This is a genomic window from Streptomyces sp. DSM 40750, from assembly GCF_024612035.1.
Lineage (GTDB): Bacteria > Actinomycetota > Actinomycetes > Streptomycetales > Streptomycetaceae > Streptomyces.
Map to the genome: position 1 here is coordinate 4,419,109 of NZ_CP102513.1, position 21,003 is coordinate 4,440,111.

The window sequence follows — 21,003 nt, forward strand, 5'->3', positions numbered from 1 at the left end:
GTCGTCAGGACGCGAAGATCGTCTTCTTCTGGCGCTCGATGGACGAGAGCAGGCTGTCGACGCCCTTGGGGTCGCGGATGAACTTCTGCAGCGCCGGCTGCATCACCGTGGAGGTGAAGTCCGGGCGGCTGTCGCGGTCCATGAACTGGGTGAGGCTCTTGGCGCCCGAGATCATCTCGTACGCCTTCTTCTGCAGCGGGCTGTACGAGGAGGTGTCGGCCTTGGTGGAGGCGGCGACGACGTTCGGGTCGGCCTTGAGGTAGATCTGCTCGGCCTCGGGGGTGCCGAGGAACTCCATGAGCTTGACCGCGCCCGCCTTGTTCTTCGGGGCCTTGCTCATCATGAAGCCGTCGGTGGGGGCCTCGACGGTGTCCTGGCCGTACGCCGGGTCGATCTCCGGGAAGGCGAAGAAGTCCAGGTCGTCCAGGTCGGCCTTGTTCGTGAACTGCTGGCCCACGAAGGTGCCCAGCAGGTACATGCCCGCCTTCTTCGACGCCAGGGTCTGCGCGGCGTCCTGCCAGGTACGGCCGACGGCGCCCTCCTGGTGGTACGGCAGCAGCTCGGCCCACAGGTCGAAGACCTTGCGCACCTTGGCGTCGGTCCAGGACGCCTTGCCCGCCATCAGCTCGACGTGGAAGTCGTAGCCGTTGGTACGGAAGTTGAGCTGGTCGAAGGTGCCGAGCGCCGGCCAGGCGTCCTTGTCGCCGAAGGCGATCGGGACGAGCTTGTCCTTCTCCATCTGCTTGCAGAGGGCGATCAGCTGGTCCCACGTGGTGGGAACCTCGTAGCCCTTCTCCTGGAAGACGCTCTTGCGGTAGAAGAGCGCCCAGGGGTACGTGTACAGCGGCACGAAGTAGAACTTGCCGTCCTCGCCCTTGCTGAGGCCCTTCATCGCGTCGGGGAAGTTGCCCCCGATCTTGTCCCACACGTCGTCGATCGGGCTGGCGAGGCCCTTCGCCGCGAAGAACTGCATGCGGTAGCCCGCGAACCAGTGGAACACGTCGTCCGGCGTGCCCTGCAGATACGAGTTGATCTGCTCCTGGAACGTGTTGTGGTCCTTGGTGTTCACGTCGACCGTGATCCCGGACTGCTTCTTGAAGGCCGCGTAGATCTCGGCGAACGCCTTCTTCGGCACCGCGTCGGACGCGTTGGAGCCGAGGGTGACGGTCTTGGAGTCGGCGGCCGAGCCGCCGCTGCCACCACAGGCGCTGAGAAGGGGGATTCCAGCGCCGAGCGCCGCGGCCCCGCCTATGCCGCGCAGCATGGTGCGACGGCTCGGGCCGGGGACGGAGAGACCGGAAGGTGTGAGATGCATGTACGGCTCCCTGGGGGACAGGTGGTTCGGTCTCAATGGCCCTCGCCGGCTACTGATCGAAAACAATCAGAAACCAACTCGACCGAACACGGTGGCCGCCATAACAGCTCTATGTCATGTCATGCGTCAAGGCTTCTTGTCCCCCTTTGTTGAAACGTAATCCCTGGATGTCGAAACGTGACCGACACACGCGTGAGCCACCTCACTCACCGGAGGGGCGCGCAGACCCGGTTCACGGTGATCGCACAAGATCATTCAAGGGGATGCAGCGTCGCCTCTCCGAGGACGCGGATGCCGGTCTCGTCGCCGGGCCGCACCGCCAGCGGGCCCGCGACGCGGATGCCGACCGGGGTGTCGTGCCCGTCCACGGCGACCGTGACCATGGCGTCGTGGCCGTAGAAGCAGACATCGGTGACCGTACCCCGGACGCCGCCCTCGACCGCCGGGCCGGTCAGCCGGAGCTGTTCCGGGCGGAGCAGCAGGGTGCCGGTGCGGAGCCCGTCCGGCGGGGCGGCGAGCGGGACGGCGCCGAGCGCGGTGTGGGCCGTGCCGTCGCCGTTCACGGTGGCGGGGAGCAGTACCGCGTCGCCGACGAAGCCCGCGACCCAGGGGTCGGCGGGGCGCCGGTAGAGGTCCTGCGGGGTGTCGCACTGGGCGACCCTGCCGTCCCGTACGACGGCGACGAGGTCGGCGGTGGAGAGGGCCTCCTGCTGGTCGTGGGTGACGAGGACCGCCGTCGCCCCGGTCGCCCGCAGCGCGGCCCGTACGTCGGCCCGCACCTCGGCCCTGAGCGCGCTGTCGAGGGCGTTGAACGGCTCGTCCAGCAGCACGAGTTGGGGGCGGGGGGCCAGGGCCCGGGCGAGGGCCACGCGCTGCTGCTGGCCGCCGGAGAGTTCGTGCGGCATCCGGTCGCCGTATCCGGCGAGGCCGACCAGTTCCAGTACTTCGTCGGTACGGTGCCGTCGTTCGCCCCGGGCGGGGCCGGTGAGCCCGAAGGCCACGTTCCGCGCCACATTCAGGTGCGGGAAGAGGGCGCCCTCCTGCGGCACGATCCCGATCCGGCGCCGCTCGGGCGGCAGGTGGACCCCAGGACCGGTCAGGACCCGGCCGCCGAGCCGGACGGTGCCCGCGTCGGCCCGCAGGAACCCGGCGACGATCCGGAGCAGGGTCGTCTTGCCGCACCCGGAGGGGCCGAGGACGGCCGCCAGCGCGCCCGCGGGGACGGTGAGGCGGAGGCCGCGCAGGACCGGGTCCCCGGCCGCGTAGGACTTCGTGAGCCCTTCGACGCACAGCTCGTTGGCGTGCGCTTCGGTCGGCTGCGTGTCGGTCAGCTGCGGCTCATTCGTCTGCGACTCGTTCGTCTGCGACGCGTTCGTCTGCGGCTCGTTCATGTTCGGTGCCTCCCCAGCAGGTACGAAGGCACGGCGGCCAACAGGATGAGTGCGGCGGCGTACGGGGCGGCCGCCGCGAAGGATCCCGCTCCGGTTTCGGTCCAGAGGCGGGTGGCGAGGGTGTCCATGCCGGTGGGGCGCAGGAGCAGGGTCGCCGGGAGCTCCTTCATGCAGACGACGAAGGTGAGCGCGGCCCCGGCGGCGACACCGGGAGCGGCCAGCGGGAGGGTGACCTCGCGGAGCACCTGCCAGGGCCGACGGCCGAGCGAGCGGGCCACATCCTCCAGGACGGGCGGGGCCTGCAGCACGGCGGCCCGGGTCGCGGCCACCGCGATCGGCAGGAAGAGGACCGCGTACGCGCCGACCAGCAGCGGGAGTCGCTGGTAGAGAGGGTAGGCGTAGCGAACGGCGAAGAAGACCAGGGAGAGGGCGACCGTGATGCCGGGGAGGGCGTGGCCGGCGTACGCGGCCTGTTCCAGGAGCCGGGCCCCGCGCCCCTTGTGCCTCGCGGCGATCACGCCGACCGGCAGGGCGAGGGCGGTGGTGAGGGCGGCGCCGGCCGCCGCGACGCCGAGCGTTGCCCAGGCCGTTTCGGTGAGGCCGCCGAGGTCCCAGGTGGCCGAGGAGCCGACGGTGAGCCAGTAGCCGAGGGTGCCCAGCGGGAAGGCGACGGCCACGGCGACCACCGCGCCGCACCACAGCAGGGCGAGCGGCTTCCAGCGGCCGAGCGGCACTGGGGCGGCAGGGCGGGCGGTGCCGCCGCCGGTTCTGGCGTGTCCGGCACGGCCGCGCGTACGGGCCTCGGCGGCGACCAGGGCCACGGTCATCACCACCAGGACGACGCTGAGCGCGGCGGCGGGGGTGCGGTCGAAGGAGGCGCGGTAGGAGGTGTGGATGGCCCGGGTGAAGGTGTCGTACCGCATGAGCGAGACCGCGCCGAAGTCGGAGAGCACGTACAGCGCGACGAGCAGCGCCCCGCCCCCGGCCGCCGGGCGCAGCTGCGGGAGGGTGACCCGGAGGAACGTACGGAGTGGGCCGTGCCCGAGGGAGCGCGCGGCTTCCTCCTGCGCCGGGTCGATGCCTCGAAGCGCCGCCGCGACCGGCAGCTGCACGTAGGGGAAGCTGACCAGGGTGAGGGCGAGTGCGGCCCCGCCGAAGCCGGCGAGGTCCGGTTCGGCCGACAGCCAGGTGAAGGCGGCCACATAGCTGGGCACGGCCAGCGGCAGCGTGGCGGCGACCGACCAGGCCCGGGCGCCCGGCAGCGCCGTTCGCACGGTCAGCCAGGCCAGCGAGACGCCCAGGATCACGCACGCCGCCACGACCACAGCCGTCAGGCCGAGGCTGCGGCCGAGGAGGTCGAGCGTCCGCTCGTCGGCGACGACCTCCCAGGCGAAGGCGGGGCCGCGTTCGAGCGCCCGGACGGCGAGGTAGCCGAGCGGGAGCAGGGCGAAGAGGGCGGCCGCGCAGGCGGGGACGAGCAGGACCAGGGGTGGTCTGCGGTCCGCCCCGCCTCCGGCGAAACCTTCCGCCGGAGGCGGGGCGGCAGGCGCGGTCGGCTGGCCGACCGGACGCGGGGCAGCCACCGGTCGCGGGACGGCATCCGGACGCGGGGGGCCTTCCGGACTGGGGGTGGCATCCGTCGTACTCACGGCCGGTCAGGCCCTTCCATCGTCCTCACGGCCGGTCAGGCCCTTCCATCGTGCTCACGGCCGGTCAGGCCCTTCCATCGCCCTCACGGCCGGTCACACAAGCCCGACGTCCTGGAGCATGGCCAGCGTCTCCTGGAGGGACTCCAGCTTGCCGAGGTCGATGTCGGGCGATTCGAGCGACTCGAACGGCGGCAGCCCCTCGACGGTGCTGGTGACGCCCGCGGCCAGCGGATACTCCTTCGTCGTGTCCGCGAAGTAGGTCTGCGCCTCCTCGGAGAGCAGGTAGTCCACGGCCTTCTGCGCGGTCGCCCGCTGCTCGCCGTTGTCGGCGAGGATGCCGGCGCCGGCCACGTTGATCAGCGCGCCGGGGTCCTTGCCGGGCAGGAAGTGCAGCTTGGAGTCGAGCTTGTCCTCGCCCTTCTCGGCGACCCGCTCGTACCAGTAGTAGTGGTTGACCAGACCGAGGGAGACCTCGCCGGCCTCCACGGCGTCGAGGGTGGCGAGGTTGTGGGCGTAGGTCTTGGCGCCGTTGGCCTTCAGGTCCTCCAGCCACTTCCGGGTCGCGTCGTCGCCCTCCAGGACGCGCATGCCGGTGACGAAGGCCTGGAAGGAGGCGTTGGTGGGCGCGAAGCCGACCTTGTCCTTCCATTCGGGCTTCACCACGTCATGGACGCTGTCCGGGACCTCGTCGGCGGCCACCTGGTCCGGGTTGTACGCGATGACGCGGACACGTCCCGACAGGCCCACCCAGTCGCCCTCACCGCTCCGGTAGGCCTGGTCGACCTTGTCGAGGGTGGTCTGCGGCAGCTTCGCCAGCATGCCCTCCTGGGAGAGCGCGCCGAGCGCCCCGGCGTCCTGGGAGAAGAACAGCCCGGCCTTGGTGCGGTCGCCCTCCTCCAGGATCTGCGCGGCGAGCTCCGCGCTGTCGCCGTACCGCACCTCCACCTCGGCGCCGACGGCCTTCTCCAGCTTGTCCAGGATCGGCTTGACCAGCTTCTCGTTGCGGCCGGAGTAGATGACGAGGGCGGCGTCACCGCCGTCCGCCGAGCCGCTGCCGTTGTTGTCGTCGTCGTCGGAGCCGCACGCGGCGAGGACGGGAAGCAGCAGACCGGCCGCGAGGAGCGCGGTGATCCGGCCAGCCAGAGGGCGTCGCATGTGGGTGCCTTTCCTGCGTGGCTCGCCGCTACGCCGCAGGTCGCGCCGTCGGTCAGCGAGTGGCGAAGTGACGCTTTTTAGCCAACTGTGAACATGCTATGAATAAGGTAAAGCTTGCCTAAGCGTCAAGGGAAACCTGGTATCCGCGGACGCTGTCCGGAAAGGCCCGCGCCTGTGATCCACTCCTCCGGTCCCGTCCGGGTCCCGTCCGCCATCCCGGCTCTCCGTCCCACCTCGGTCCCGTTCCCGAGGCCGCCCGTGCGACCGCACGTGGTGCCCTTCGCACGCGACCTCGCGGCGCACGGCGACCGTGTCGCCCTGCACACCCCCACGGGTGAGGTCACCTACCGCGCCCTCGCCGAGCGTGTCGCCACCACCACCGAGCGGCTCGGCCCCGTACGGCGACTGGTGCTGCTGGCCGGCGCCAACCGCGCGGACGCGCTGGTCACCTACCTGGCCGCCCTCTCCACCGGCCACCCCGTGCTGCTCGTCCCCGGTGACAGCGACGAGGCCCTCGCCTCCCTCACGGCCGCCTACGCCCCGGACGTCGTGGCCCGCCCGGGCACCGACGGCACCTGGACCCTCGCCGAGCACCACCCCGGCACGGCCCACACCCTCCACCCGGACCTCGCCCTCCTGCTGAGCACCTCCGGCTCCACGGGCTCACCCAAACTCGTACGGCTCTCGCACGAGAACCTCCAGGCCAACGCCGAGTCCATAGCCGGCTACCTCGGCATCACCGACACCGACCGGGCGGCCACCAGCCTCCCGATGCACTACTGCTACGGCCTGTCCGTCATCCACAGCCATCTGCTGCGCGGTGCCGGGCTGCTCCTCACCGAGCGGTCGGTCACGGACGACGCCTTCTGGACGGAGTTCCGCGCCGCCCGCGCCACCTCCCTCGCCGGGGTGCCGTACACCTTCGACCTCCTCGACCGGATCGGCTTCGACCGGATGGAGCTGCCGCGGCTGCGCCGGGTCACCCAGGCCGGGGGCCGGTTCGCGCCCGAACGCGTCGCCCACTACGCGGAGTTGGGGCGCCGCTCCGGCTGGGACCTGTTCGTCATGTACGGCCAGACCGAGGCCACGGCCCGCATGGCGTACCTCCCGCCCCACCTCGCCACCGCCCGCCCCGAGGCCGTCGGGGTTCCCATCCCCGGCGGCTCGTTCCACCTGCGACCGATCGACGGCGACGAATCGGGCGTGGGTGTCGACCGCGAGAGTTCGGATGTGGGCGAGGACGACCACGGCCGGGATGCGGGTGAAAGCAATCACGGCCCGGACGTGGGCGAGCTGGTGTACACGGGCCCCAACGTGATGCTCGGCTACGCGGAAAGCCCCGCCGACCTCGCCCTCGGCCGCGCCATCACCGAACTCCGCACCGGCGACCTCGCCCGGCAGGCCCCCGACGGCCTCTACGAGATCGTCGGCCGCCGCAGCCGCTTCGCGAAGATCCTCGGCCTGCGCATCGACCCCCAGCGCGTCGAGGTGGCGCTGGAACGGCACGGCGTCAAGGCGTACTGCACCGGCGATGGCGACGAGTTGGCCATCACCGCCACCGGCACCACCGCCGAGGAGCCCCGCCTCCGGCGACTGGTGGCGGAGTCCTGCGGCCTCCCGCCCCGAGCGATCCGCCTCCGCACATTCCCCGAGGCCCAACTCCCTCACCTTGCCTCCGGCAAGCCCGACTACGCGGCGGTACGCCGCCTGACACGACCGACGACACCGACGTCCACGCCGGCACGGACGTCCACGCCGGCATCGGAGTCCGAGTGCGCGACGACGCCGACACACCCCACCGACGATGGGCGCGCCACGGACGACGGGAGCCCCACGGACGACGGGAGCCCCACACCGGATGGGCGCGTCACGACTGACGCAAGCGGCACGACCGACGCAAGCCGCACGGCCGACGGGCGCACGACGGCCCATAGGCGCCCCACAGACGACCTGCGCGCCCTCTACGCCGAGATCCTCGACCGCGCCGACGTCAACGAGGAGAGCACCTTCGTCGGCCTCGGCGGCGACTCCCTCTCCTACGTCGAGATGTCCCTCCGCCTGGAGCGGGCACTCGGCACTCTCCCACCCGACTGGCACACCCGCCCGATCCGCGACCTGCGCCCCTCTCCGGCCTCGCCGGCCTCGACCGCGACGACAGCCGAGGAGCAGCCGCCGCCCGCTCCCACCGGACTTCGCCGCTCCCTGGAAACCGGCATCGCCCTGCGCGCCGTCGGTATCGTCCTGATCGTCGGCTCCCACATCGAGCTGTTCACTCTCCAGGGCGCCGCCCACGTCCTGATCGGCGTCGCGGGCTACAACTTCGCCCGCTTCCACCTCACCGACGCCGAACACCGAGAACGCGTACGGCACTTGTGGCGCAGCATCGCCCGCATCGCCGTGCCGAGCGCGGTGTGGATCACCGGCGCCGTCGTCGTGACCGGTCTCTACGACCCCGCCAACGCCCTCCTCCTCAACAGCCTCGTCGACCAGGGCGTCGAACGACACGAGTGGCACTACTGGTTCATCGAGGCACTGCTCTACTTCCTGGTCGCCCTGGCCGTGTTGACGGCCTTCCCCCTGCTGGACCGCCTGGAGCGCCGATACGCGTTCGGTGTGCCGCTCGCCCTGCTGGCCGTCGGCCTCCTCGGCCGCTACGACCTGCCCGGCCTGGCGCCCGCCCGCTTCCACCTCGGCCCCACCGTTGTCTTCTGGCTCTTCGCCCTGGGCTGGGCGGCGGCCCGCGCGAGCACGGCCCGGCAACGCGGGCTCCTGACCGCCGCCCTCCTGCTCGCCACCCCCGGCCTCTTCCAACCGGACCAACACCTGCGCACGGTCCTCGTGATCACCGGTCTGACCCTGCTGATCTGGGTCCCCACCCTCCCCAGCCTCGGCCCCCTCAACCGCCTCGCCGGCCTTCTCGCCGGCAGCTCCCTCTACATCTACCTGACCCACTTCCAGGTCTACCCCCACCTCCAACACGACTTTCCCGCCCTCGCTCTCCTCGCCTCCTTGCTGGTGGGCATCGCGTACGCGGCAGTGGCGACGCGGGTGATACGGGCGGTGCGGTGGCCGTGAACGGCCGGGGCAGGGACTCGCCCCCCTTCCCCCGGTGAACAGGGCCTCAGAACGACTGCGGATGGCAACGACCGCGGATGGCAACGACCACTGAAGGCAACGGCTACTTGAAGACCGAGACCAACCTGGTGTGTCCGCGCCGCCGCACCGCCCCTCGATGCCCCCTCCGCACGGTCGCCCGCCCGTCCTCACCGCCCAGTTGGATCCAGATCCGCACCTCGGTGCCGCCCAGCACCGACGACCCGATCCGTACATCGCCGCCGGTCGACTCGGCGAGTCGGCGGACGATGTCGAGGCCCAGACCGGTGGAGCCGTCGCTGCCGGAGCCCCGGCCACGGGCCATGGCGGCCTCGGGGTCGGCTATGCCCGGGCCGGCGTCGGAGACCAGGACGATCACCGCGTCCTCGCCGTTGTGAACGTCCACCGCGAACGCGGTGCCCTCCGCCGTGTGCCGGAAGACATTGCCGAGGAGGGCGTCCAGGGCGGCTGCCAGGTCGGCCCGGGCGACGGGTATGCGCACCGGGCGCTCGACCCCGGCCACCCGCCACTTGCGGCCCTCGTCCTCCGCGAGCGCCGACCAGAACGCCATCCGCTCCCGGACCACCTCGGCCGCGTCGCACCCGGCGCCCGGCCCGGCCGCCGCGGTCTGCGGCTTGGCCTCCCGCGCCGTCCGGATGATCGTGTCGACCTCCCGCTCCAACTGCTCCACCGCGGCCCGGGTCTGCTCGGCCGCCGGCCCGTCGCCGAGCGAGGCCGCGTTGAGCCGCAGCACCGTCAGCGGTGTGCGCAGGCGGTGCGACAGATCGGCCGCCAACTCCCTTTCGTTCGCCAGTAGCTGGACCACCTGGTCGGCCATCGCGTTGAACGCCACCGCCGCCAGCCGCAGCTCCTTCGGCCCCTCCTCCGGTACACGCGCGCCCAGTTGCCCCTCCCCCAGTTCGTGCGCGCTCTCGACCAGCCGCTGGGCGGGCCGGACCATGCGCACCCCGAGCCGGTCGGCCACCGCGACCGAGCCGACGATCAGCGCGGCACCCACCCCGGCGAGCACCGCCCATGCCATGGCGAGCCCGTTGCTCACCTCGGACTCGGGCACATACACCTCGACGACCGCTATCTCGCCGGAGCTGAGCGCGGTGGGCTGGAGCAGCGTGGACCCGCCCGCCACCTCGGTGGTGGACGCCCGGCCCAGCTTCCGCACGGTGGCGATGTCCTTGTCGGAGGCCCGCTGCCGCCCGAGATCGATCGCGGCGGCCCCGTCGCCGCCCGCCGGTAGGTGCACCGCCATCCCGTCGTCCGCCCCCGCCGAGGCGACGACCCGCTCCAGTTGCTCCCGGTCGGTGGTGATGGAGAGGGCCGGGGCGATCGCGGCCGCCTCCCGCTCGGCGTTGGAGAAGGCCCGGTCCCGTGCCATCTCCTTGATGACCAGCCCGAGCGGAACCGCGAAGGCGACCACGACCATCGTCGTCACCGCCACGCACACCTTGACCAGCGCCCACCTCATCGCCGCACCGCCCCGCACATCCCGACCGGCCCCCGCCTCATGGCCGCGCCCCCGCCCCCGGCGGCTCCAGCTTCACGCCGACCCCCCGCAGCGTGTGCAGATAGCGGGGCTTCGCCGCCGTCTCCCCCAACTTCCGCCGCAGCCACGACAGATGGACGTCGATGGTCTGGTCGTCCCCGTACGACTGCTGCCACACCTCGGCCAGCAGCTCCTTGCGCGGCACGACGACGCCGGGCCGGCCGGCGAGGAACGCGAGCAGGTCGAACTCGCGCCGGGTGAGGTCGAGTCGAACGCCGTCCAGCTCGGCCTGGCGGCGCAGCGGATCGATCGCGAGGCCGCCGACGCGGATGACCGGCGACGGGGGTGCCTCCCCGGCGGAGGCGCGGGAGCGGCGCAGTACGGCGGCGATCCGGGCGGACAGGTGCTCGACCGAGAACGGCTTGGTCAGATAGTCGTCCGCGCCCGCGTTCAACAGCCGCACGATCTCCGTCTCGTCGTCCCGCGCGGTGGCGATGATCACCGGTACGTCCGTGATGCCGCGCAGCATCTTCAGCGCCTCGGAGCCGTCCAGATCGGGCAGCCCGAGATCGAGGATCACCACGTCGAAACGGAAATGGGCGACCTCGCGCAGCGCCTCCAGGGCAGTACCGACGCTGCGCACGACGTGTGCGGCGTCCGTCAGATGCCTGATCAGCGCCGAGCGTACGAACTGGTCGTCCTCGACCACGAGCACACTTGCCATGCGCCGCACCGTACGCCAAACGAGAGGGGCCGGTCGGGGCCTGTGGACAACTCCCGCGGAAGCCCTGCACACGGCTCTGTACACGGGCCCGTACACGGCGCCGCCCACGACACCACTGGGGCTCGTGGGGCAGTATGGCCGCGATGCGCAGAGGACTCCTGCACGTACTGGCCTGGCTGCTCGCCACGGGCGCGGCGGTCACGCTGTCGTGGTGGGGCGTCCACACGGTGATGGCCGGCACCGCGTACGACCCACCCCGTGCCCTGCCCATCACGGCCGCCGACGCCCAGGCCCAGGGAGCCCCCGCGCCGATCAGCGGCACGACCCGCCCGGAGCCGTCGAAGAGCACGAAGGCACCGGAGAAGAACGACAGCGGCGAGCCGTCTCCCGCCCCCTCGAAGCCGTCGAGGTCCGCGAAGCCCAGCCCCGCTCCGAGCACCGGCGCCTCGGCGGACTCCGGCGAGATCAGGGCGTACGACACCGAGGGCGGCCGGGTGGTCCTCTCGCTCGGCGACGAGTACGCGACCCTCGTCTCGGCCACGCCCGGCTCCGGCTGGTCGATGCAGGTGTGGAAGACGGAGGCATGGATCCGGGTCGACTTCGCCTCCGGTGCGGACCGGGTGTCGGTGTTCTGCACCTGGCACGACAGCGCGCCCCGGGTGGACGTCCAGAACTTCTGAGAACCGGGCCTCTGAGAACCGGTGCTTCCGAGAACTGTTGCTTCTGAGAACCGGTAGAGGTCCGGTACTTCCGAGGACCGGTGGCCTCAGCGGAACGCCGACGACGGCGGCGCGGGCGAGGCCACCGCCCCCGCGTCCGTCACCGGCACCGCGCCACCCGTGAAGTCGGTGAGCGCCCTGCCGTGTTCGACGCGGCCGGGGTGCGGGTCGGAGGCGGCGCGGCGGGTCAGTTCGGCGACGGGCAGCGGCTGGTCGGAGGCGACGAGCACCGCGTTGCCGAATCGTTTGCCCCGCAGCACGGTGGGGTCGGCGACCAGCGCCAGCTCCGGGAAGACGACGGCCGCGGTGGCGATCTGACCGCGCAGATGGGCGAGCGGCGGGCCGTCGGCGAGGTTGGCGGCGTAGAACCCGCCGGGCTTCACCACCCGCCGTACGTCGGTGAGGAATTCCGTCGACGTCAGATGCGCCGGGGTGCGTGCCGCGCTGAACACATCCGCGATCACCAGGTCCGCCCACCCGTCCGGCACCTTCGCGAGCCCTTCGCGGGCGTCCGTCGACCGCACCCGTATCCGCGCGTTCGGGTCCAACGGCAGCTCCCGCCGGACCAGTTGGACGAGCGCGGCGTCCCGTTCGACGACCTGCTGGGTGGACCGGGGCCGCGTGGCGGCCACATACCGGGCGAGGGTGAAGGCACCCCCGCCGAGGTGCACGGCGTGTACGGGCCGCCCGGCCGGGGCGGCGAGATCGATGACATGCCCGAGCCGACGCTGGTACTCGAAGGAGAGATACGCCGGATCATCGAGATCGACATGCGACTGCGGCGCCCCGTCGACGAGCAACGTCCAAGCCCGCGCACGATCCCGATCCGGAAGCAGTTCGGCAAGCCCCCCGTCGACCGCCTCGACCACGGCGTCGGCCCCTTGCCCCCGCCGCCCCTGCCCCTTCTTCGACCTGCCCATTCACCCATTATCGGGGGCGGAGGGCCCGGTGCGCGCCGGGCGCCGGGAGCGCCCCTGCGTCACCGGCAGTTGTCCGCGGCCTCGATCAACCGCGCCGCCTCGTCCAGCGCGGCCCGAAGCACCGTCGGATCGGTCGCGAGGTCCGCCTCGCCGGGCGGCAGCAGCCAGTCCGCACCGTCCGCGGGCGCCAGCACGGCCCCCCGCCCATCGCTCTGCGTGCACGTGCTCCCCGGCACGTCCCACGCGTCAGCCGTACCGGGCGGGACAAGAAACCCAAGGGTGTCGCACGTGTCGTCATGCAGGACGGGACCGACCGTCATGACGGGCCCCACCGCGTCGACGGCACCGCGGCGGAGGATGTCGACCGCCTCCAGCCCCTGCCGCGCGGGCACGGTCACCAGGTCACACTCGGAACGCGGTTCGACGTTCTTCATCCGGGCCTCCAACACCTACAAGCCCCTCCTCCAGCTCCAGCGAGTGGCCGCGGGAGTTCGGGCGGCTCCCGGTCCACGTTGCCCAACGCGCCACTCCGTCAACGGCTACGGCGAAACCAAGCCGCAAAGGATGGCAGTTCATGGCAGATCCAGGATGAGATATCCGGTTTGTAGCCAAACCTCGCGTGGGGGCACCGACGGGGCGGGTACGTTCTTGCCCCGCCGGACACAGCGGAACCAACCGTGCAGCACGCACACAAGTCCGACTGGATCCGGCATGGTTCGACGGTTCGCGAGAGAGGGCCCGGCCATGGCGTCGTCATCGGTGACCTCGTCCCAGTTCCCCCGTCCACAGCGGCCGAACCTCGCCTTCCGACAGCTGCGCGGGCAGCGTTCGCCCGGCGAGTTCGCCGCCGCGGTACGACGGGCCGCGCGGGAGATCGGCGAGCGGGTGTGCTGTGACGCGCGGTACGTCGGACGGGTGGAGGCAGGCGAGATCCGCTGCCCCAACTACGCGTACGAACGGGTGTTCCTGCATATGTTCCCCGGCCGGACGCTGACCGACCTGGGGTTCGCGCCCCGCGCGGAGGTACGCGGTCGGGGGGCGCGCCCCGCCGACGACGCGCCCTCCCCTCGCAACAAGAGCCGCTCGCACTCCTCACAGGGAATGAGGGGTGAGACGGAAGGGGCGTACGAGCCGTATGACACGCAAGAGACGTACGACATGCAGGACCCGCGGGGCGGCACGGGCTATGTGCGCGGCCGGCGGGGCACGCAGCACGCGTACCAGAACCACGAGGAGAGCGACGTGCAACGTCGCGCATTCATGACCGGAGGTACCGCCGCGGTGGCGGCCGCCTCGCTCGGCCCCTTCGCCCTGGGCGGCACGTCCTCGGCCGCGGGCCGTCCCGTCCACCGGGCGGGCACGGGGGAGGCGGGCGCCCTCGAAGCGGCCGTACGCAAGATCCGGCTGCTCGACGACCGGCACGGGGCGGACGGGCTGTACCGCAGGGCCTCTGCGCCGCTGCGGGCGGCGTACGCGCTGCTCGACGCGGGCACCACCCGGCAGACCACCGCGGACCGGCTGTACGCGGGGGCGGGGGAACTGGCCATCTCCGTGGGCTGGTTGGCCCATGACTCGGGGCGGTTCGACGACGCCCGCTCGCACTACGCGGAGGCGCTGGCCACGGCCCGGATGTCGGGGGACCCGGGCCTGGAGGCACACGCGTTCTGCAACACGGCCTTCCTCGCGCGGGACGCGGGCCGGCCGCGCGAGGCGGTACGGGCGGCGCAGGCCGCGCAGCGTGTGGCCCGGCCGCTGGGATCACCGCGGCTGATGTCCCTGCTGGCGCTGCGGGAGGCGGGAGGCTGGGCGGGGCTCGCCGACCGCACCGGGTGCGAGCAGGCGCTGGCCCGGGCGCATGCCCTGTTCGGGCGGGGGACCTCCGAGGCCGACCCCGAGTGGATGAGCTTCTACGGGGAGGCCGAGCTGGAGGGCCTTGAGGCGCAGTGCTGGTCCACGCTGGGCGACTGGACCCGGGCGGCCCGGCACGCGCGCCGGGCCGCCGGGCTCCAGAACCCGCACTTCACGCGCAACATCGCGCTCTACACCGCCGAGCTCGCCGACGATCTCGCGCGCGGGGGGCGGCCCGACGAGGCCGCGGCGGCGGGTATGCGGGTCCTCGACCTCCTCGACGAGGTCCAGTCCTCCCGGGTCCAGCAGATGCTCGCGGGCACCGCGCGCGTGCTGCTGCCACACCGGCGGGCTTCGGGCGTGTCGGCGTTCCTGGAACGGCACGCGGGGGTTGGCCGGTCGGCATAGGGGCTCGTCGTAGCTGCGGGCAGTCGTGCCGCTGGGGCGATGGGGGCACCTCCCGCTCATGGGGGCACCTCCCGCTCCCGTCCCCTGGAAACAACGACTAGCCCGTCAGGTGGCCCGTGTCGTTCCAGGATTCGATCGCCGGGTCGCCGTAGGCCCAGCCCAGCACTGACAGGGACGTCGGGTTGAGGCGGACGCGGGCGGCGAAGTCGAGGTCGAGGCCCAGCCAGCGGGCGGCTATGGAGCGCAGGATGTGGCCGTGGGCGAAGACCAGCACGTCGCGGTCCTCGCCCCGTGCCCACGCGACCACCTCGTCCGCGCGCGCGGAGAGCTGCTGAAGGGTCTCCCCTTCGGGGACACCGTCGCGCCACATGAGCCAGCCGGGCCTGAAAGCCTGGATCTCGGCGGGGGTGAGTCCCTCGTACGCCCCGTAGTCCACCTCCATGAGCGGGTCCCACTCGGTGGCCCGGTCGCCGAAACCGGCCAGTTCGCACGTCTCACGCGCACGCGCGAGGGGACTCGTCCGGACGTCGACATCGGGCAACCCGTCCAGGGGCGCCCGGTGCAGGCGCTCGCCGAGGAGCTTGGCGCCGCGTCGGCCCTCTTCGAGGAGGGGGATGTCCGTCCTGCCGGTGTGCTTCCCGAGCAGGGACCATTCCGTCTGTCCGTGCCGGGCCAACAGGATGCGCGGTGCCATGGGAGACCTTTCCGAGGGGCCTTCTGGGTGAAAGGAGAAATGAGAGGCGGATGAGTCCATCATCGCTCACGCTGTCGTGAGGCAACCCGAGAGGCGATCCCAGCGTCTTGGACATCGTCTTGCACCAGGACCACAGCGGAACGAAACACAGATGAACACCGACGCAGGCAGACGGGGGAGGACGTTGGGATGCCGCAGACCGAGGCGACCGAGGCACCGGTTATCAGGGGGGCGACCGGCGCACCGGTTACCGAGGCGACACCGAGCATCCGGCTCCGCTGGTGGACCGAGCTGCCGCTGATCCTGCTGGTGTACGGGGCGTACTCGGCCGGCCGGCTGCTCGCCCGCGGCGACACCTCCAGCGCCGTCGACCACGGCCTGGCGATCCTGCGGATCGAGAAGGCCCTGTCGCTCAACGCCGAGCATCCGCTGAACCGTCTGTTCACCCGTGAGCCCTGGATCGGGATACCCGCCGACTTCTTGTACGCGTCGCTGCACTACCTGGTCACGCCCGTGCTCCTGGTGTGGCTCTTCAGGTCCCGCACGGTGCGCTACCGCGCGGCCCGCACCTGGCTGATGACCTCCACCTTCATCGGCCTGATCGGCTTCACCCTGCTCCCCACCTGCCCGCCCCGCCTGCTCGACCCGTCGTACGGCTTCGTCGACACCATGGCCCACTACAGCTCATGGGGCTGGTGGGGCGGTGAGGCCAGCGCGCCCCGGGGCCTGGGCGGCATGACGAACCAGTACGCCGCGATGCCGAGCCTGCACGTCGGCTGGGCGCTGTGGTGCGGTGTGATCCTCTGGCGCTTCGGCGGCGGCTCCCGTCTCGTACGGACCGCGGCCGTCGTGTACCCGCTGGTCACCACGATCGTGGTGATGGGCACCGCGAACCACTACTTCCTCGACGCGGTGGCCGGCGCCGCCGTGATGGGGGCGGGCCTGCTGTTGACGCCGCTGGTGCTGCGGATCGTGGACCAGTGCCGGGTCTCGCTCGGACTCGGGGCGGTGGCCGACGGCCGGTTCGGTGGCGAGGTCGCAGACCGGTTCGGAGGCGAGGTCGCAGACCGGTTCGACGGTGGTCACGGTGACCAGGTGGACGGCGTCGGCCCGCGGCGCGGTGAGTGGCGGGACCGGGGGCGCGTCGAGGAGCCCGTCGAGGAGCCCGTCGAGGAGCCCGTCACTCCGGTCGCGGTCGCCTCTCCCGGCTCGGTTTCCCCAATTGTCAGTGGTGGGTGCCAGACTTCCCCGGGTGAGCGAATTCCACGGCAGCGGATCACCGAACCCGAGCCGGGTGCCACCCCCTCGGAAGCAGGGGACGGCGCTCCGGCAACGGCTCGCTGACCTGCGCGGACCCGAGGTCCCACCCAAGGCGCTGGACGCCCGCGCCCTCGCCGCGCTCGCGGCCAACCCGGGCTGCGAGCGCCGTGCGCTGCTGGACGGCGCTGGGGTGAACAAGGCGGTGCTGGCGGACGCGCTCGGCTCGCCCTCCGCCTTCGGCCAGTCCCAGTTCGCGTTCATGCGGGGCAACGCCTTCGAGGCCCGGGTCAAGGCGGACGGCGGCGCGGAGCTGCTGCGGCTGGTGCACGAGAGACTGGACCCCGGGGCCGAGCCACCGGCCGCGTCGCCGGTCTCCGTCCCCGACCTCGCGGCCGTCGGCCCCGAGGGCCGCGCCGCCCGAACGGCGCTGGCGCTCCGCGAAGCCACGGACGCCGCCGGCTGGGCGCTGCTCGACCACCCCATGCTCGCGCTCGACGTGGCGGGCTCCCCCGCGTTCCTGGAGCCGGACGCGGTGGTGGTGCACCCGGACGGCACCTGGTCGGTCGTGGAGATCAAGTCCTTCCCGATGCTGGACGGTTCGGCGGACCCGGCGAAGGTGGGCGCGGCGGCCCGCCAGTCCGCGGTGTACGTGCTCGCGCTGGAGGAGGTCGCCGCCCGGCTCGATCCCCCGCCCGAGGTCCACCACCGGGTACTGCTGGTCTGCCCCAAGGACTTCACCAACCTCCCGACGGCCGCCGCCGTGGACGTCCGTAAGCAACGGGCGGTCACACGGCGTCAGTTGACCCGCCTCACCCGGATCGAGGAGATCGCCGGCGCCCTCCCCGAGGGCACCTGTTTCGCCCCGGACCTCCCCCGGGAGCAGCTGACGACCGCCGTCGAGGCACTGTCCGCCACCTACGCCCCCGAGTGCCTCGCCGCCTGCGAGCTGGCCTTCCACTGCCGGGCCCGTGCCCGCACCGAGGGCGCGGTGACGTCCCTGGGCCGGGCCACGCGGGCCGAGCTGGGCGGCCTCACGACGGTCGACGACGTCCTGGCGGCGGCCCACGGCAGAGCCGGTGACCCGGACGACCCCGCGGTGGCGGCACTGCGCAGGGCGGCGGAGTTGCGGGCGGAGGCCCTGGGAGTCTCCGCCGAGCGCCGGGAAGCCGCCGCCACCCTGCCCGGCTCGGCTCCGGAGGGGGTTCCGTGTCACTGATCGCCACCCTCGCCCGCCTCGAAGCCGTCAGTACGGGCCGCGCGCAGCCCGCCGCCACGGTCCTGCACCGGCATCTGTCCGCGCACCCCCTCGTCCTCGTGCCGCTCAGCACCGCCGGTGAGGCCGGGGCCCCGCTCGGCGCGCTCGTCGGCACCGACCGGGACGCGCCCCGGCTGCTGGTGGTCCCTCAGCCCCGGGACCGTGATCTGCGGTTCGCGTTCCTGGCCGAGCTGGCGGACGTCGTACTGCCGTATCTGGACGCGTACGCCGACGTCGTGGAGGCGGCCGAGCGGAACGAGACCGACCCGGAGACCGGCAAGCGGGTCAAGGTCGAGGTCGAACTGTGCGCGGACGCCCCGCAGTTGATCGTGCCGAGCCGGACGGGCACCGACTTCGTACGGCTCCTCGGGCGGTCGATGCGTTTCAGGCGTACCGCCGAGCAGGACCCGGAGGCGCCGCATCCTGCGCCGCCGCGGGTGCCGTTGCTCGGGCGGTGGCTCACGCACTTCGGGGAGCGGGCGCGGGTGCCGGGCTCCTCGCTGCTGCTCGCGCTGACCGATCTGCTGTCGCGGCACTGGGCGACCGGGCAGTCCGGGGTGGAGGACCAGCACCTGGGGTCGCTCCTCGCCTGGATCGACCCCCCGGAGGGGGAATCGGGCGAGGCGGCGGCGCGGCGGGCCGAGCTGGCGCGGGACGCCGAGGGCCAGTTGCTGTGCCCGCCCGCCGGGCCCGCCACCGACCCGGCGTTCGACAACAAGCTGCTGGCCCCGGCCATCGAGCGGTACGACCGGGCGCGGCTCGCCCTGGCCGCCGCCGAGGACGGCCTGGAGGCCGACGACCGGTTGGGCGCGCTGACCGCCGCCGAGCGGGAGATCCGTGCCCTGGTCGAGAGCCGCACCCGGCCCACCTGGGACGCGATCTGGCACGGCCTCGACCTGCTGCGCGCCCTGCCGGAGGGCGCCCACGCGGCCGACCGGTGGACCCGCGACCGCTGGTCGTTCACCGCCCACCGGGACCGGATCGTCGCCGGGGAGCCCCCGCAGCCCCGCCTGGACGACGCGGTCACCGCGGCGAACAAGCTGGCCGCGCGCGAGCGGGAGCAGGCTCGTCTCGACGCCCAGGAGGCCCTGGACGACCCCCTCGTCATGGCCGGGCGGCGGCTGGCCGGGGAGGCGTTCGCCGGTGAGGTCACGGACGTCGTCATGGCGTACAGCGAGGGCAAGCGGCCCAGTCCGCGGCCGTTGGTCACCGTATGGGCGCGGGACCGGCCGCATCTCGGGGAGCGGGCGAAGGTGTACCGCTCGCTGGGCGGGAAGCCGCAGACGGCCGAGTTCGTGGGGTTCGAGGAGGACCGGGGCGGCGCTGAGGACGGCGGGCTGCTGGTCCTGCGGATCATGGACAAGATGGGGCGCGGCAAGGAGCCGGAGGCCGGGTCCGTCCCCGAGAAGGGGGATCTGCTCTGCTTCACCCTCTTCGAGCACGACCAGCGGGGTGGGGCGAAGCTGCCGGACCCCGAGGAGACGCCGTGGACGCACGGCGGGCCGCCGGGTGAGCCCGACGCCGTACCGCTGCCGGACCCGGTGACCGAGGAGGATGTCCTGTGACCAGCCCCGAGGCCGTGCTCGACGCCGGGGCGGCCGCCGGTCGCGCCACCGACGCGATCCTGCGCGACACGCTGCGGGGCGAGGCGCGCGGTGTCGTCGTCGACTCGCCGCCCGGCGCCGGGAAGTCGACGCTCGTCGTCCGCGCCGCGCTCGAACTCGCTTCCGCCGGACGCCCGTTGATGATCATCGCGCAGACGAACGCGCAGGTCGACGACCTGGTGATCCGGCTCGCGGAGAAGGACCCGGACCTCCCGGTCGGCCGGCTGCACAGCAGTGACAGCGACCCGTACGACAAGGCGCTGGACGGCCTGGCGAACGTGCGGAAGTCGACGAAGGCGGGCGATCTGGCGGGCCTCGATGTCGTGATCTCGACGGCCGCGAAGTGGGCGCACGTGAAGGGGGTCGAGCCGTGGCGGCACGCGATCGTCGACGAGGCGTACCAGATGCGGTCGGACGCGTTGCTGGCCGTGGCGGGGCTGTTCGAGCGAGCGCTGTTCGTGGGTGATCCCGGGCAGCTGGATCCGTTCGCGATCGTGGGCAGCGAGCAGTGGGCGGGGCTGTCGTACGACCCGTCGGCCTCGGCGGTGACGACGCTGCTGGCGCACAACCCCGAGTTGCCGCAGCACCGGCTGCCGGTGTCGTGGCGGCTGCCGGCGTCGGCCGCGCCTCTCGTCTCCGACGCGTTCTATCCGTTCACGCCGTTCCGCAGCGGCACGGGGCATGGTGACCGGCGGCTGGCCTTCGCGGTGCCGTCGGACGGCTCGGGCCCGGACCGGGTGATCGACGAGGCGGCCGAGTCGGGGTGGGGGCTGCTGGAACTGCCGGCCCGGCACACGCCCCGTACGGATCCCGAGGCGGTACGGGCCGTCGCGCGGGTCGTACGGCGGCTGCTCGACCGGGGTGGGGCGGCGACCTCCGAGCGGTCCGAGGAGCCCGTGCCGCTGACCGCCGACCGGATCGCCGTCGGCACGGCCCACCGGGACCAGGCCGCCGCAGTGCGCTCGGCGCTGGCCGAGCTGGGCGTCGCGGATGTGGTCGTGGACACGGCGAACCGGCTTCAGGGGCGGGAGTACGACGTCACGGTCGTCCTCCACCCGCTGTCCGGGCGCCCCGACGCGACGGCGTTCCACCTGGAGACCGGGCGGCTGTGCGTCCTCGCCTCCCGGCACCGGCACGCGTGCGTCGTGGTGTGCCGGGCGGGCGTGACCGACCTGCTCGACGACCATCCGTCGACCGAGCCGGTGCAGCTGGGGGTGACCGTGAAGTTCCCGGACGGCTGGGAGGCGAATCACTCAGTGCTGGCGGAGCTGGGCGAGCATCGGGTGACTTGGCGGCCTTAGGGCGTCGCCTTGGGGGTGTGCGGGTGGGACGGCGCCTTGGGGGCCTCGGTGTGTGGAGGTCGTCTGTGGAGGTCGTCTGTGGGGGCCGGCGCGTGGGGGTCGGCGTGTGGGTGGTGAGGCGGGGGCGATGCCCACTTGCGTCGGCGCGAGACAATGGACGGTGGCC

General features: G+C 72.6%; 16 protein-coding genes. 7 read left to right on the top strand and 9 right to left on the bottom strand.

What is annotated here, in order from left to right; all coding sequences use genetic code 11:
• Nucleotides 1–4 precede the first annotated feature (4 nt).
• The 4 genes from JIX55_RS19820 to JIX55_RS19835 form a co-directional block, all read right to left on the bottom strand.
• Complete coding sequence (locus JIX55_RS19820) at nt 5–1,315, bottom strand: ABC transporter substrate-binding protein (RefSeq protein ID WP_257564643.1); 1,311 nt, start codon at nt 1,313–1,315, stop codon at nt 5–7.
• 251 nt (nt 1,316–1,566) lie between these two features.
• Nucleotides 1,567–2,706, bottom strand: coding sequence for an ABC transporter ATP-binding protein (locus tag JIX55_RS19825; RefSeq protein WP_257564644.1), 1,140 nt, complete (start codon nt 2,704–2,706; stop codon nt 1,567–1,569).
• Nucleotides 2,703–4,289, bottom strand: a complete 1,587-nt coding sequence (locus tag JIX55_RS19830; protein WP_443046465.1) for an ABC transporter permease — start codon at nt 4,287–4,289, stop codon at nt 2,703–2,705. Before JIX55_RS19830 ends, JIX55_RS19825 begins: the two co-directional genes overlap by 4 nt.
• A 159-nt stretch (nt 4,290–4,448) precedes the next feature.
• Entirely contained in the window at nt 4,449–5,510 is a 1,062-nt protein-coding gene (locus tag JIX55_RS19835; protein ID WP_257564645.1) for an iron ABC transporter substrate-binding protein, read from the bottom strand.
• 258 nt (nt 5,511–5,768) lie between these two features.
• Here JIX55_RS19835 and JIX55_RS19840 point away from each other — a divergent pair, with 258 nt between their 5' ends.
• Entirely contained in the window at nt 5,769–8,585 is a 2,817-nt protein-coding gene (locus tag JIX55_RS19840; RefSeq protein WP_257564646.1) for an AMP-binding protein, read from the top strand.
• A 103-nt stretch (nt 8,586–8,688) separates the two neighbouring features.
• Here JIX55_RS19840 and JIX55_RS19845 read toward each other — a convergent pair whose 3' ends face one another.
• Nucleotides 8,689–10,086, bottom strand: coding sequence for a sensor histidine kinase (locus tag JIX55_RS19845; RefSeq protein WP_257564647.1), 1,398 nt, complete (start codon nt 10,084–10,086; stop codon nt 8,689–8,691).
• A 37-nt stretch (nt 10,087–10,123) separates the two neighbouring features.
• The gene (locus JIX55_RS19850) at nt 10,124–10,828 is read right to left on the bottom strand and encodes a response regulator transcription factor (protein ID WP_257564648.1); all 705 of its coding nucleotides are present in this window, start codon (nt 10,826–10,828) and stop codon (nt 10,124–10,126) included.
• A 134-nt stretch (nt 10,829–10,962) separates the two neighbouring features.
• Between JIX55_RS19850 and JIX55_RS19855 the strand changes: the two genes are divergently transcribed.
• Complete coding sequence (locus JIX55_RS19855) at nt 10,963–11,508, top strand: hypothetical protein (protein ID WP_257564649.1); 546 nt, start codon at nt 10,963–10,965, stop codon at nt 11,506–11,508.
• A gap of 86 nt (nt 11,509–11,594) precedes the next feature.
• Here JIX55_RS19855 and JIX55_RS19860 read toward each other — a convergent pair whose 3' ends face one another.
• Nucleotides 11,595–12,467, bottom strand: coding sequence for a spermidine synthase (locus JIX55_RS19860; protein ID WP_257564650.1), 873 nt, complete (start codon nt 12,465–12,467; stop codon nt 11,595–11,597).
• A 59-nt stretch (nt 12,468–12,526) separates the two neighbouring features.
• Nucleotides 12,527–12,901 (bottom strand): hypothetical protein, encoded by a 375-nt coding sequence (locus JIX55_RS19865; RefSeq protein WP_257564651.1) that lies wholly within the window; start codon nt 12,899–12,901, stop codon nt 12,527–12,529.
• Between the two features lie 310 nt (nt 12,902–13,211).
• Here JIX55_RS19865 and JIX55_RS19870 point away from each other — a divergent pair, with 310 nt between their 5' ends.
• Entirely contained in the window at nt 13,212–14,723 is a 1,512-nt protein-coding gene (locus JIX55_RS19870) for a hypothetical protein (protein WP_257564652.1), read from the top strand.
• Nucleotides 14,724–14,820: 97 nt separating this feature from the next.
• On the opposite strand, the gene JIX55_RS19875 is transcribed toward JIX55_RS19870, so the two are convergent.
• A complete protein-coding gene (locus JIX55_RS19875) occupies nt 14,821–15,417 on the bottom strand; it encodes a histidine phosphatase family protein (RefSeq protein WP_257564653.1) in 597 nt (198 codons plus the stop codon).
• A gap of 189 nt (nt 15,418–15,606) precedes the next feature.
• Here JIX55_RS19875 and JIX55_RS19880 point away from each other — a divergent pair, with 189 nt between their 5' ends.
• From JIX55_RS19880 to JIX55_RS19895, 4 genes are read left to right on the top strand one after another with little or no spacing between them, the layout of a single operon-like run.
• Complete coding sequence (locus JIX55_RS19880; protein ID WP_257564654.1) at nt 15,607–16,761, top strand: phosphatase PAP2 family protein; 1,155 nt, start codon at nt 15,607–15,609, stop codon at nt 16,759–16,761.
• The gene (locus JIX55_RS19885; RefSeq protein WP_257569395.1) at nt 16,712–17,893 is read left to right on the top strand and encodes a hypothetical protein; all 1,182 of its coding nucleotides are present in this window, start codon (nt 16,712–16,714) and stop codon (nt 17,891–17,893) included. Before JIX55_RS19880 ends, JIX55_RS19885 begins: the two co-directional genes overlap by 50 nt.
• Nucleotides 17,884–19,497 carry a hypothetical protein gene (locus JIX55_RS19890; RefSeq protein ID WP_257564655.1) on the top strand — a complete coding sequence of 538 codons (1,614 nt, stop codon included), beginning with the start codon at nt 17,884–17,886 and terminating at the stop codon, nt 19,495–19,497. The genes JIX55_RS19885 and JIX55_RS19890 overlap by 10 nt, the downstream gene beginning before the upstream one ends.
• Nucleotides 19,494–20,837, top strand: coding sequence for an AAA domain-containing protein (locus tag JIX55_RS19895; protein WP_257564656.1), 1,344 nt, complete (start codon nt 19,494–19,496; stop codon nt 20,835–20,837). The genes JIX55_RS19890 and JIX55_RS19895 overlap by 4 nt, the downstream gene beginning before the upstream one ends.
• The last annotated feature ends 166 nt before the right edge of the window (nt 20,838–21,003 follow it).